The sequence below is a fragment of the Acinetobacter soli genome, from assembly GCF_018139125.1.
GTDB lineage: Bacteria > Pseudomonadota > Gammaproteobacteria > Pseudomonadales > Moraxellaceae > Acinetobacter > Acinetobacter soli.
Map to the genome: position 1 here is coordinate 3205743 of NZ_CP073241.1, position 14238 is coordinate 3219980.

A 14238-nucleotide genomic window follows, 5' to 3' on the forward strand; every position below is an offset into this window, starting at 1 on the left:
TCTACATGGATAAATTTCTTATTACGGGTGGAGTAAAGCTCGAAGGCGAAGTGCGTATTTCGGGTGCAAAAAATGCAGCATTACCTTTGTTGGCTGCCATGATTTTAGCCGAATCGCCAATTACCTTGCGTAATGTTCCAAATCTTAAAGATGTAAATACATTAGTAAAATTGATTGCTGGTCTTGGTATTACCATGGACTATGAAGGCGATACGGTTAAAGCGGATACCTCGACACTCAATAATCAATTTGCACCGTATGAGTTGGTTAAAACCATGCGTGCTTCTATTTTGGTTCTTGGCCCATTGTTGGCACGCTATGGCAAGGCGCAGGTATCGCTGCCAGGCGGCTGTGCAATTGGTTCACGTCCGGTCGATCAGCATCTTAAAGCGCTTGAAGCATTAGGTGCGCAAATTGAAGTTGAAAATGGATACGTGCATGCCACTGTGGATGGTCGTTTAAAGGGTGCCGATATCACCTTTGATATGGTCACGGTTGGTGGTACGGAAAATCTCTTGATGGCAGCAGTTTTGGCTGAAGGTGTCACCACGATTCGAAATGCTGCGCAAGAGCCAGAGATTACCGATTTGGCCCAAATGCTTATTAAGATGGGTGCAAAGATTGAAGGCTTAGACACCAGTACGCTGGTTGTGACGGGCGTTGAACATCTGCAAGGGTGTGAATATTCAGTCGTTGCCGATCGTATTGAAACGGGCTCTTACTTGGCCGCTGCTGCAATTACAGGTGGACGTGTCAAAACCACACATACCGACCCAGCCTTACTTGAATCTGTGCTAGAAAAGTTTGAAGAAATGGGTGCTGAAGTCACTCGTGGTGATGACTGGATCGAGTTGGATATGCTTGGGAAGCGTCCGAAAGCGGTCAGTTTTAGAACACTGCCACATCCTGAATTCCCAACAGATATGCAAGCGCAGCTGATGGCGGTCAATGTGATTGGTCGTGGATTTGCGACTATTTCTGAAACCATCTTTGAAAATCGCTTTATGCATGTCCCTGAATTGTCACGTATGGGTGCCAATATTCAGGTTGAAGGCAATGATGCGATTGTCACTGGCGTTGAAACACTTCAAGCGGCGCCTGTGATGGCAACTGATTTACGTGCATCATTTTCATTGGTTTTGGCTGCATTAGTTGCGCAGGGTGAAACGCTGATTGATCGTATTTATCATATCGATCGCGGTTATGAAAATATTGAAGAGAAATTGCAAGGTTTAGGCGCGCAGATTAAGCGAGTAAGTTAATGAATGATATGAGAAACGATGATCCAAACTTTAACGTAATGGGAAATTTTGATCATGGTTTAACATTAGCGCTCAGTAAGGGCCGAATTTTAAAGGAAACATTGCCGTTGCTTGAAGCGGCTGGCATCAATTTACTTGAAGACCCAGACAAGTCGCGTAAGTTGATTTTTCCAACCACACATCAAAAAGTGCGTATTCTCATTTTACGTGCATCTGACGTACCGACTTATGTAGAAAACGGTGCTGCCGACTTTGGTGTGGCGGGTAAAGATGTGTTGATGGAGCATGGTGCTCAGCATGTGTATGAGTTGCTGGATCTTAAAATTGCCAATTGCCGTTTGATGACTGCTGGTAAAGTCGGGATTACACCACCTAAAGGCCGCCTTAAAATTGCGACTAAATATGTGAACTTAACACGTCAATACTATGCCAGCCTTGGTGAACAGGTCGATGTGATTAAGCTGTATGGTTCAATGGAATTGGCACCTTTGGTGGGATTGGGTGACTATATTGTCGATGTAGTTGATACAGGCAATACACTACGTGCAAACGGTTTGGAACCACTTGAAGAAATCATGCAGGTTTCTTCACGTTTAATTGTGAATAAAGCCAGCTTTAAGCGCAAGCAAGCGTTGCTTAATCCAATTCTGGCGCAAGTCGAACAGGCGGTTGCAGCACGTCAGGTCAAGTAAAAGTTTATCGTTTCAAACAACCGTCACCGATGTGGCGGTTTTTTTATCGAACACAAGAGCTATCGATCACCTAAAACCATGAGATGATTGGTCTTTAACATAAATTGTTTTGACAAGATCAATCAGAAAATCAAATCTTGCTGAGCCAGAATTTCAATCAAACATTACTCCAATTCTGGGTTTTTGAGTTTCCACAAAAGCACTGAAAAAGAGTACACTAGAAGCCTATTTTCACTAAAAACCGTGTAGGTAAATTGATGCGACGTTTATCGACTCAAGATCAAAACTTCAAACAAGTCTTTGCAGACTTGTTGGCGTTTGAAACTGTAAATGATCCTGAACTTTTAAAAACTGTAGACCAAATTATTGCTGATGTACGTCAGCATGGTGACGCACATGTTCTTAAGCTCACTCAACAGTTCGATCGACATCCAGCGCATCAATTTTCAGATTTGGAACTGACCCAAGAGCAACTTAAAGCAGCTTTTGAAGCACTGACCACCGATGTACGTGAAGCCCTTGAACTCGCCGCAGAGCGTATTCGTGGTTTTCACCAAGCGCAAAAGCAAGATGGCTGGAGCTATGTCGATGCATTGGGTAATACCCTGGGTCAGAAGGTAACGCCTTTAGATCGCGTGGGAATTTACGTTCCAGGTGGTTTGGCATCTTATCCATCTTCTGTCTTAATGAATGCGATACCTGCTCATGTCGCGGGCGTACCTGAAATTGTCATGGTCGTACCTGCACCGCAAGGTGAGCTAAACCCGCTGGTATTGGCAGCTGCTTATCTGGCAGGGGTAAATCGAGTATTTACGATCGGTGGCGCTCAGGCAGTGGCAGCATTGGCTTATGGTACTCAGACTGTACCTTGTGTAGATAAAATTACGGGTCCGGGAAATCGTTTCGTTGCAGCGGCCAAGCGTGCAGTGTTTGGTCAAGTCGGTATCGACATGATTGCAGGCCCATCTGAAATTTTGGTCTATGCCGAAGGGCAGAACAATGCCAAATGGCTGGCGATGGATTTGTTATCACAAGCCGAACATGACACTGTGGCGCAGGCAATTTTAATTACCCCAGATGCTCAGCTACTTGATGATGTGGCACAAGCCATTGAAGAACATTTGGCAGCTTTACCAAAAGCCGATATTGCACGTACTTCAATTGCTAATCGTGGTGCTTTGGTGTTGGTAAAAGATCGTCTTGAAGCGATCAAATTGATCAACCAAGTTGCGCCTGAGCATTTACAACTATGTGTAGATGATGCCGAGCAGATGAGTCAGGATATTCGCCACGCGGGTGCCATTTTTATGGGGCGCTTTACGCCTGAAGCCATTGGTGACTACTGTGCAGGTCCGAATCACGTATTACCCACTTCGGGAACAGCACGTTTTTCATCGCCACTTGGCGTTTACGATTTCCAAAAACGTTCGAGCCTCATCATGTGTTCAGAAGCGGGTGTAAAATCCCTCGCAAAGACAGCAGATATTCTGGCTCAACAGGAAAATCTGGATGCACATGCACGCTCAGCTCGCTACCGTTATCAGTAAGATTTAAGGTTGACCAAACCATCAATCGTTTTTAGGGGCTATGGCTTGGCCCCAACAAGAGAATAGCGCAATGAATATTAGCAATGAACAAATGCGATTTTGGAGCCCGGAAGTCCGTGAGCTGGAGCCGTATGTGCCTGGCGAGCAACCTAAACTTCTGAATCTCCTTAAACTAAATACCAATGAAAACCCGTATCCGCCTTCACCTAACGTCGTGGCGGCAATCGAAGCGGTTTTGCACAATCAGGCAGATGCCTTACGTTTGTATCCAGATCCAGATGCGCTACAGTTGAAGCAGGCCATCGCCGATCAGCAGCACCTAGATGTGAGTCAGGTATTTGTCGGAAATGGCTCAGACGAAGTATTGGCGCATATTTTTAAAGCATTCTTTATTCAGAACGATGCAATTTTATATCCGGATATTACCTATAGTTTTTATCCGGTATACAGTCAGTTTTTTGGTGTCAAAACCAAGCAAATCCCTCTCAACGCGCATTTTGAAATTGATGTCGAGGACTATCAGCAACCAAACGGCGGGATTATTATTACCAATCCGAATGCGCCAACCAGTATTGCATTGTCACTCGATAAAATTGAGCAGGTGCTGAAAAATAATCCAGATCGTGTGGTGGTGATCGATGAGGCTTATGTTGATTTTGGAGCAGAATCGGCGGTTAGCCTGATTCAACGTTACGATAATTTGGTGGTGTGTCAAACCACTTCAAAATCACGTTCACTCGCAGGGTTACGTGTTGGTTTTGCGTTGGCACAGGCACATCTGATTGCTGCACTGGAAGCAGTAAAAAATAGCTTTAACTCGTATCCGATTGATCGCTTTGCACTTGCTGCAGCAGTCGCATCGTTTCAAGATCAATCATATTTCGAAGCGCAGTGCGAGAAAGTCATTCAAAGCCGTGAGATTTTAGTGACGCAACTTGAGACACTCGGTTTTAAAGTTTTGCCATCAAAAGCCAACTTTATCTTTGTGACTCATCCAGCACATGATGCTGCAACACTGGCAACACAATTACGAGAACAAGGCATTATTGTTCGTTATTTTAACAAGCCACGTATCAATCAGTTTTTGCGTATTACGATTGGTACCGATGTGCAAAATCAGCGTTTGATCGACAGCTTAAGCCGTTTATTTCATTCTGCATAATTGTCTGTGTGGGACTGCCATGTATTGATCAGATTCAGCATGGCAGATACCTTATCTAAGCATTCTTGATACTCAGCTTCTGCATCTGATGCAATAGTGATACCGCCGCCTGCCCAGACAGAGAGCGTATCCTGATATTTTTGTATTGTGCGAATCAGGATATTCCAGCTGCCTGTACCATCCAAATTAAAATAACCAAGCGATCCGCAATATGCGCCGCGCGGTGCCTGCTCTAATTCTTCAATAATTTGCATGGCACGAATTTTGGGTGCACCTGTAATGGAGCCTCCTGGCAAAGCAGAACGAAGAACATCAAATGGGTTGGCATCTTTTTTTAATTGAGCCGTAATTTCACTCACCATGTGATGCACTTGATTAAAACTTTCAATTTCAAATAATTTAGTGGTTTTAACTGAACCAGTTTCGGCGTGAACGCTAAAATCATTACGGAGTAAATCTACAATCATGACATTTTCGGCCTGATCTTTGACTGAAGACTTTAGTTGTTGTTTCGATTTTTCATCTTGCTCAAGATCTTTATAGCGTGGCATGGTGCCTTTGATTGGACGCGTCTTCAAAGACCGATTTGCTTCAAACTCAATAAAAAGTTCGGGTGAACAACTGAGCAGTTCAAAATCATCTAGCTTTAAATATCCTGCATACGGTGCGTTGGTGAGCGTCCACAATTGATCTGCTTTTGACAGAAGCTCACCCTCACAACAGGTTTGAAACTCTTGGGTTAAATTAATCTGGTAACAATCGCCGGCCTTGATGTAATCTTGAACTTTATGAAAGGCGTGTAAATATTCGCGTTTTGACCAGCGTGGACGAAAAGAATGATGTAGGCGAAGTGGCTGAATGGAAGAAGCAAGTGTTTGACTGAGCTGATCAATCAGCCAGTTATAGTGTTGTTCAGGCTGTTCTGCATCGCTATAAAAATACAAGCCATCTGCATGCTGGCATAAATAGGTTCGATACAATCCAATATACAAGGCAGGTTGTACTGCATGTTTTACACATACATCCTGAGAAGCTGCAATATCGTAACCGATAAACCCAATATAACCGCCTTGAAAGCCTAAATCAGATGAAGCTGAAGCAGTGGGATCAAACTGAATAAAATCGTTTAAATTTTTATAATCGTGATTTAAGTGATAGTTTGTGAACGCATCACGTTGATAAAAACGATATTCATCATGCTGGTAAATTGCATAAGCTTCAGGATGAAATGCAATGATAGGCGAATCGTGATTATTCAAAAAAACTAAACCAGTCGATGCATGAAGTTGTGTCAAAATATGCTGAATGGATGGCACTGGTAAAGGAAGTTTTTGAATATAGCGCACGGAAAAATCGCCCAAAAATGAACAGATAAGCAGAAACGCAATTTTACTACACAATTTAAATGCACATAAGCTGGCTTGCCACTTATCGGCAAAATGATAAAAATTACGCAACATTAGTTGCGCAAAATGTGAACTAGCGCTACTTTAAAGAGGCAAAATTCAGCTACTCAGGGATATGGAACATTCTTCTTGTAAGAATGAGAGTAGTCAGAAATAAAAATAAATGCTCTTGGGAGAGTTTGGAATGAAAATGTTAACGAAATTGGCGTTAGTCTCTTCAATGCTATTAAGTGCAAATGCCATGGCTATGCAGGCAATGGATGATGCATCTATGAGTGCGACCACTGGTCAGGATGGCTTAAATATTGGGATCAAGCTCGATAATGCCGGAATCAGTATTGATAAGCTATATTTACATGATAACGACGGTTTAAAAACTGACACTGGTATTACGGGTGCAACCGGAAAAGCGGGTGCGATTGCCATCAATGGCGTCACCGTTAAGCAAACTTCGAGTGATAATCTTCTAGATTTAAAAATTGATACCGATGGAAGCGCAAACGGGGCATTTTTGAATATTGCAGCCACAGTGGGTGCTGTCGATGTGGGGATTGGTTCAATTGGTGTCGCGAGTTCGAATGCATCTGTAAATACGACCACAGGCTTGCGTGGTGTAACAGGTACACCAACCGAAATCTTAACAGGGTTAACGCTCTCTTTGGGTAAAGTGAGTGCCAATATTCAGTTGGGCGCGACGCCACAAGGCGCGATGATTGTACTGAACTCGACCCTACAAGGTGGTTTAACGATTTCCAAGTTGGGTTTAAAAGATGCACAAGGTGGTGGTCAGATTTATTTGGATAACATCTATGTACGTGGTGCCAATAACACTACAGGTGATTTAAATCTGAATGCCAGTATTGGCGTCACTACAAACGGGATTCAAATTAAAAACACCAGCGCTCAAAATATTAATACCTATGTGCAAGGTGTACATTTAGGTACTCAAACTGCCAGTTCAATTGGTGATCTTGAAATTGCAGGGCTGAATATGGGGAATTCGACTATTACCATTAGTGGTCACTAATACGTCATTAATTGCTGCAAAAAAACGCGTGATCGACACGCGTTTTTTTTGTATGCGTTATTACAAAAAAATACGTATTTCGTCAAAAAAACCAAAAAAAAGCTGCAATTTCTTCAAAAAAAAGGTATCTTCAAAAGACAGGGAATGTAGAGTATTTGCTCTAAAAAATACAATGAAAATCAGGCATTGCTGCCCCAAAAGTAGAACCAAAAGATTATGTTAGAGATTACCTTAGGGTCGGCATTGATCTATTACTTTGCAACCCAAGCCTTCGATATTAAAGATAAAGCTCCGGGGACAGTTCAATATACGGAAACACTCGATTCCAGAGAGCCATCCTTTACACGTATGCACCGTGAAGCAGTCGTGATCAAGCCCGCTGTGGAAGATCAGTTTCGCGGTATTGTGCGTCAGGCTTATGACTATAGTTGTGGATCGGCTGCACTGACCACATTATTGAATGGCTATGTTGGAACCCAACTGACCGAACAACAAACTATGAATGGGCTGCTTCGTTTTGGCGAATATCAGCGGATTATCGAGCGCAGAAGTTTTTCACTTCTCGATATGAAACGTTTTGTGACCGCTTTAGGTTTGGAAAGTGGCGGTTATCGAGGTGAGTTTTCAGATCTGGTCAATCAGGGACAGCCAGCAATCGTACCGATTTCTTATGCTGGTTTTAAACATTTTGTGGTGTACAAAGGTTATAAAGACGGCCGAGTCTATGTGGCAGATCCAGCACTAGGCAATATCAGTTTCGATGAAGTGCGCTTTAAAGAAGTCTGGGAAAATAACACTTTGTTTTTGATTCAAGTGCCCGAAGCCCAGCGTAAAACGCTATTGGCACTTCAAGACAGTGATTTACGACATGTCGAGGATGCCACAGTCAACCGTTATGCATTGATTGACATGCAGTATCCGACTTTTTATATGGAACGCATCGCAGACAAAGCATCTACGGTTAGAAGGGGTGTAGACAACAACAAGGATTCGATGACCTATGGAGAAAAGGTAAATACATTTATGCGGTTGTATTATAAGCGTAAATAGTTGGGTAAGAAAAAAAATAACGTGGTGGATAGAATGAAGAAGAGAACGCAAGGGATGAACAAAAAGTTTTTGGCACTGAGTGTCAATGTGCTCATGATTGGGGGTGTCTATGCGGCAGATGATGTAGCCGCTGCCTCATCACAAGAAAAGTCTGCCGAGCAAGCGACAGCGACACAGTCTTCTGAAGCGCCAGCTCAGGGGAGCGTGTTTACCGAGTCGAATAGCACGGCTGCCGCTGAAGCAACAGCAAGTACGCCAGCACCTGCTGTTTCGTCAAATTCGGCGGCTGAGGCACTTCAAAAACAAGAAGGTGATGCCACACAGGAAAGTAATCTTCAAGAAGTTTTCACCTCCAACGAGCGCCAATATTCTCTGATCAAACGTGGTGAAATCTCAAGTTACTACGATATTGATTATACCTACTATCGCGATACACGCTTAGATTTGGCTATTGAAGACGGTACTGTTAATCAGCTTCGAGTTGAAGAAGATGCCAACCACACTTTAACCAATACTTTTACCCTGCAATATGGCCTGCGGGATAACTTAACCTTAACCACATCGATCCCTTTTGTGGCCAAAGCGGATAATTTAAAAGATACCACCACTGCCGGTTTAGGTGATATTGCATTTGGAGCGCGTTGGGAACCTTTCCCACTCCAGACAGGGCGTTTACCTCTTATTTTATTTGGTAATATTTCGACCAAAACGGGCGATAGTCCATACGAAATTAATCCTGTTACGGATTTATCGACTGGTAAGGGCTATTATTCGGCAGGTATTGGTGCAAGTACGCGTAAATATATCGATCCGGTTGTGCTGTTTGCTTCGGTTTCTGCCAACTACGGATTTAAGGAATCAGATCTTAATCAGCGCCGTGGTACACGTACGATCACCGAGTTTGATCCAGGCATTAGTGGTGGCTTCTCGCTAGGCTTTGCATATTCATTCAACTACGACGTGTCATTGACGATGTCGTATCAGCAAAGTTTCAATTTTAATTCTGAATTTACCTATAGTTCTGGTGAAACCTTCAAGCCTGCCGATCAAACATCCTCTATTTTTGCGATTGCTCTTGGTGTACGTGTCTCTCCTAAAACCATTATTAACGGAACCTTGGGCATTGGTCTGACTGAAGATGCACCGGATGTCTCGCTTGGAATCTCGTTCCCACTGGATATTGCTGGATTTGCCAAAAAAATTAGCTAAGGGGAGTAGTCGCTATGCGATATCTCAGATTCCGCCCGTTAGCATCAGCAATTATTCTGACGGGTTGCTCCAATGTCACTTTTGCACAGCTTGGGCAAAACCTTTCTGTGGATGTGCGTTCTCTTGCGCTGGGTAATGCGGTAACTGCCGATCCGCCAGGCATCAGCGCGATTCACTTTAACCCGGCAGCATTAACCCGTATTGAAGGCTTGCAAACCGATGTACAGGGCTTAATTGCCAACTTTGATATTCAGCGTGAGTTTTCTGCACCGGCTGGATATAACGTTTTTGGTTATTCCGACGACCCATTGGTGTGTAACGATGGGCCAGAAGTCGCATCGAACTTGTGTACCGACTTTAAAGGTTCGGTTCGCGGCGATGTTGAATATGCCAGTATTTACGTGCCTATTTTGAAAAAAATGGTCGATTTGGGTGAAGGTGTTCCGCTTGCTGCACCTACTGCAGGGATCGCGTATAAGCCGCCCGGTTCTAAAATTACCTATGCCACAGCAGTCTATGCACCTTTGGTCGCAGGATTTGGTGCTGAAAATGGTAACCCAGGAAATTTTATGGGGCAGCAGGTTGCGCTAGAGCGTATTACCTACTTATCGCCTTCATTTGCATTTAAAGTCAATGATGAACTGTCCTTAGGGGCGTCGGTTGGAATGTCTTATCAAGCCATTTCATTGAAAACCGATTTACGCTTTCCAAACGAATTGATAGGGGTATTGCGTTTAGTTGATGAAGTGGTCTGTGCACCATTTAAAGACAATCAAGACTTTATCACCGATTTGCTTTTACTCGGGATTTGTAATGCTCAAGAGGGTATGAATCCGTTTAACCGCTTTGGACAGTTAAAGGTCACGGTCGAACAGGCGTTAAGCCCAAGCTACAACCTTGGCCTGCTTTGGGAACCGCGTGAAGATTTTAGCTTTGGTATGGTGTACCAAAGCTCGAGTAAAATGCGCCTCAAGGGTAAATATTTTATCGACAATGAACGTGCACCGCGCGAGTTGATTCGCGGTTTAAATTCCTCTGCGACGGGGAGTGTCTTTGCACGTGTGCTTGGTTTTCCTTCCAGTATTCCGGCCACAGAGTCTGGTTTGGTGGCCATGGATTTTGAATATCCAGCCCACTTTCAGGCAGGGATTACCTATAAAATTATTCCCGATTTACAAATCAATTTCGATGTGGGGTGGACAGACTATAGCGCTTGGGACAAATTCCGATTTGAATTTGATCGGCAGGTTTCGGCGTTGCAAATTGCCAAGCTACTTTCAAGCGATATCTCCAATACCAGTCTGGCGCTGCCACTTAATTTTACCTCACCATGGAGCTGGGGAATTGGGGTTGAGTATTCTGCAACTGATCGCTTAAAACTGAGAGCAGGTTATGAGCCACGTTCTTCTGCCATTCCAGACGACAAACGTAATACCCTGATTCCGATCAATAATGCACAGTTATTCGGTCTAGGCATTGGTTATCGTTTTGATGCAGATACCGACGTCGATTTGTCTGTGGGCTTTTTACGCAGTAGAGACAATATTCCGGCAGGCAGCAGCTCCTTAGCCAACCAAACTGGCGTGAGTAATATTTTGCTCAATCCCTATGCAGGTTTAGATGTCAAAACCAATACAAAAGTAACCATTTTGGGGATTAACTACAGGACACGGTGGTAATGAAAAAAAACAGCATCAGACGTACTCGGCTGTGGTTTTGTATGTGTGCTGGATCACTTTTAGTTACTGGCATGAATCTTTATGCAGCTGAATTTTTTACCATTATTGGACCTGATGGACGTCCTTTGGTGATTCAAAAGCAGACGTCTCAGCGTTCAACAGGTCATTCTGCCGCTCCCAGCTCAAAAGCTCCCTCAAATCCAGTACAAAAGTCCTATCCAACTGCGCCAACTGATGTGTCTAGATTGACTCCCGCAGTATCAAGTACCCAAACCCAAACATCCACTGGATTTATCAGTTCAAAAAAAGCAACGAGTCAACAGGCTATACCGCTGGCTGAATCGACTTCAAAGCCTGTAATTAAAGCCACTCAAGCTACTGCCGTACCATCGCAATCTTCTCCAAGTGACCAAATGGCTACAAAGAATGCTGACCAATCGATGCTGAATGTATCGCAACCCACCGTGAAACGTTCAGATCAGATGGCAGTAACAGCTACAAAAAACACAGCGCCATTGCCTGCGGTGAAGACTGATACATCATCAAGCAAGCAGTCACCCTATATTTCCAGTATTGGTGGTGAAGAATACGTCAACAGTGAATATTTAGAAAATCGTGAATTTAACTTGGATGGAAAAAAACGTTTTTACATGATGCCACAAGGGGAGATTGACTCAAAAACGGGTGTTGTGCGTATGCAGCCAGTCGAGCGTGAAAAAGGGGTTAGTCGTTCTTTTTTGAATCAGGTGCTTAAACCGAGGGCAAGTGAAACTCCGACTGAGACACTCGCATTGTCTTCGACCTACTTTATTATGCCTAAGCAAGACGTAACTGAAAGTTTGGATACGACTTGTTTTGAAGGTAAAAAAATGAAGAAAGCCAAGGTATTCGACACGCAAAAAGAAGTTTCGGTCTGGCCAAGAAAACCGCTTGAAAATACCTTTGATTATGATGTGGTGCGCTTGTCTGAGCCATTAAAGCAAATGAAACTGACCTCATATGCATCGACTCAAATCAATCCCCAATTTTATTGGCCTTTTGTGGTGTTTCTCGATCAGAAAGGCTGTGTACTCGAAGGGGTGAGCGGCTATAAAAATCAAGAGTATCCTGCAACTGCACTCAAATATGCAGCATTAGAAGGCATCATTCGTTTACCCGAAAACGCGCATTATATTTTGATGACACCGTTGGCTTCCGCTCTGGACGTAGAAGACAAGTTACTGACCAATCAAGGACAAATCAAGTTAACGGCAATCCGTTAACCCAAAAGATGGGTACAACAATGAAAAAGAAAATTTTAATTTCGACCGCGCTGACTGCGCTTGTATCTGCACTGGTAGGTTGTGGTGGTGAAAGTGGCAATATTAATGAAGACACCAATAATGGCGTTACCACAAGCACCAGTTGTAAAACCACCGATGCTAACTGCCAAAGTTTCTATATGGTTTATCCAATTGCAGGTCTGAATTTCGATTGTAGCAGTGATAAGGTGAATCATTTCGTGACGGCGCAAAGTGGTAACGCATTTACAGGCGCATGTAAGCTTGGCGATACCGTTAATTTTTCGATCAAGGGTCAAACAGCAGACAAGCAGATTAATCTGGGCAGTCTAGACTTAAAAACCATTTCGCCTATCAATATTGGTCAGCAACCGCTTTCACTGCTTGATATGGCAACCGCAATGGTGGGTAAGGCACCTGCGACATTTGATTTATCGGATGATACCGTTAAGGTGGCCACTGCACTGGTACGTATTTTTCAGGCTTTAGGCGTGCAGCAAAACAGTAATATTGCCGGAGATATTCAGCCTGTTGCCATGACTGAAGATTTCAAAAATGGACTCTCTAAAATTACTCGTTCCTTGAGCGTGAGCGATTTTAAAGACGGCAGCTATGCAGCGGCACTGGTGGGATGGGTCGATGTCTCGACGGTGTCTGAGGCACAGGCATTGAATGTGGTCAAAAAAATGGCCAATATACAAAATGCAGGAATTTACAACGCAGAAATCTTTACCCCAAGCAGCTTGGTCGATTTGGCGATTTTAAAGTACACCAGTGGTTTCCGCGGCAGTTCATCTACAACCAATAAACAAATTATTGCCAATATGTACCTGATGACTGACCGACAAGGCTTAACCTCGGGCTATGGATTACAATGGCAGGGCGTACCTAAAAATACGGGTGATTTGGGTTATCTCACCTTAATTAGTCAGTTTGCACCAACCAAAATGACGGCACAAACACAAAGCACGTGGCTCAATCCACTGACCAAATCGCTGTCTTCGACACAACCTTTTCGATTTAGTTTCGGTAGCAACAGCAGCGACGACTTAAAAATTTTCCAAGGCAAATTACTCGATAACTATTTGGTGGTGGCAACAGACGATTTGTATAAGCGTGCCATGAATACCACGACAGTAGACAGTTCGGTTTTTGGACGGTGGACCAAAACTGCCGACAATGAAACTTTTAACGGAACGATTGATCTGGCCAAGATTAGTCCGATTACCTATCTCGACAGACGTGTATTTAAGTCGAGTAATAACATCAGCTCTGGACGTTATCTATTTCCACTCAATGCCACACTGATCTTTAAGTTTACAGATACCAGTGTTGCAGATGTCAAACTCGGAATCGTGATCGATGAAAATGGCGATATCCGTACCGATATTGGAGCGAATGCCACTACAAATGATATGTCTGGAAATTGTGGAATTTTGACCAATGGCATGCAAGATAACTTCGGTGTGACGCAATATCGGATTGGAACAACAGGTGCAGCCAATTTCTCGGCAAGTGACAAGTCGATCACCATTCGTATGATTTTAAATGAAGCACGATTTGGTCTTTTAGAAGGCGTGCTGCTTGGTTTAAATCAAGGACTTGCAGTCAGTGGAGAAACATCATCAGCCCAGCTTAGCTCTGGCGGTGTAAAAATCAATCTGAATAACTTATTAGACGAAAGCGCGAATTCTCGTGCGCTGTCGATTACTGACTTTAACAACAACTCGGCAAACTGGGCCAATATTTATGCGGCTTATCAACGGGTTTACAACAATATTTCCAATGTTCAACCCGCACCGACAACTGCACAGATTGAACTGGCCAAGCGCACATCTGGTACGCTGAGCATTGAGCTACCAAACTGTTATAGTGTAAAAAATAAATAATCAACAACATGAAAAAGGCCAGTATGACTGGCCTT

At 43.6% G+C, this 14238-nt stretch carries 11 protein-coding genes; 10 read left to right on the forward strand and 1 reads right to left on the reverse strand.

Annotated elements, in window-relative coordinates; translation table 11 throughout:
• The first annotated feature begins 5 nt into the window (after positions 1-5).
• The 4 genes from murA to hisC all read left to right on the forward strand — a co-directional run bounded on the left by murA (position 6) and on the right by hisC (position 4663).
• Positions 6-1262, forward strand: coding sequence for a UDP-N-acetylglucosamine 1-carboxyvinyltransferase (gene murA / locus KCV09_RS14810; RefSeq protein WP_151753194.1), 1257 nt, complete (start codon positions 6-8; stop codon positions 1260-1262).
• Positions 1262-1954, forward strand: a complete 693-nt coding sequence (gene hisG, locus KCV09_RS14815) for an ATP phosphoribosyltransferase (RefSeq protein WP_004934855.1) — start codon at positions 1262-1264, stop codon at positions 1952-1954. Before murA ends, hisG begins: the two co-directional genes overlap by 1 nt.
• A 257-nt stretch (positions 1955-2211) precedes the next feature.
• Positions 2212-3501 carry a histidinol dehydrogenase gene (gene hisD / locus KCV09_RS14820; protein ID WP_212515313.1) on the forward strand — a complete coding sequence of 430 codons (1290 nt, stop codon included), beginning with the start codon at positions 2212-2214 and terminating at the stop codon, positions 3499-3501.
• Positions 3502-3571: 70 nt separating this feature from the next.
• Positions 3572-4663: a histidinol-phosphate transaminase gene (hisC, locus tag KCV09_RS14825; RefSeq protein WP_212515314.1), complete on the forward strand. Its 1092-nt coding sequence runs from the start codon at positions 3572-3574 to the stop codon at positions 4661-4663.
• On the opposite strand, the gene pabB is transcribed toward hisC, so the two are convergent.
• Positions 4651-6009, reverse strand: coding sequence for an aminodeoxychorismate synthase component I (gene pabB / locus KCV09_RS14830; RefSeq protein ID WP_171497703.1), 1359 nt, complete (start codon positions 6007-6009; stop codon positions 4651-4653). The two genes, hisC and pabB, sit on opposite strands and share 13 nt — an antisense overlap.
• Before the next feature lie 244 nt (positions 6010-6253).
• On the opposite strand from pabB, the gene filA reads away from it, so the two are divergent.
• The 6 genes from filA (at position 6254) to filF (ending at position 14203) form a co-directional block, all read left to right on the forward strand.
• Positions 6254-7096 carry a putative pilus system protein FilA gene (gene filA / locus KCV09_RS14835; RefSeq protein WP_004934866.1) on the forward strand — a complete coding sequence of 281 codons (843 nt, stop codon included), beginning with the start codon at positions 6254-6256 and terminating at the stop codon, positions 7094-7096.
• A 216-nt stretch (positions 7097-7312) separates the two neighbouring features.
• The gene (filB, locus tag KCV09_RS14840; RefSeq protein WP_004934869.1) at positions 7313-8146 is read left to right on the forward strand and encodes a putative pilus system C39 family peptidase FilB; all 834 of its coding nucleotides are present in this window, start codon (positions 7313-7315) and stop codon (positions 8144-8146) included.
• Positions 8147-8200: 54 nt separating this feature from the next.
• Complete coding sequence (filC, locus tag KCV09_RS14845; protein WP_151815463.1) at positions 8201-9355, forward strand: putative pilus system protein FilC; 1155 nt, start codon at positions 8201-8203, stop codon at positions 9353-9355.
• Positions 9356-9369: 14 nt separating this feature from the next.
• Positions 9370-11034: a putative pilus system OmpP1/FadL family transporter FilD gene (gene filD / locus KCV09_RS14850; RefSeq protein ID WP_151815452.1), complete on the forward strand. Its 1665-nt coding sequence runs from the start codon at positions 9370-9372 to the stop codon at positions 11032-11034.
• 71 nt (positions 11035-11105) lie between these two features.
• Positions 11106-12296: a putative pilus assembly protein FilE gene (gene filE, locus KCV09_RS14855; protein WP_252718185.1), complete on the forward strand. Its 1191-nt coding sequence runs from the start codon at positions 11106-11108 to the stop codon at positions 12294-12296.
• Between the two features lie 20 nt (positions 12297-12316).
• Positions 12317-14203 (forward strand): putative pilus system protein FilF, encoded by a 1887-nt coding sequence (filF, locus tag KCV09_RS14860; protein WP_151815454.1) that lies wholly within the window; start codon positions 12317-12319, stop codon positions 14201-14203.
• Positions 14204-14238: the final 35 nt, after the last annotated feature.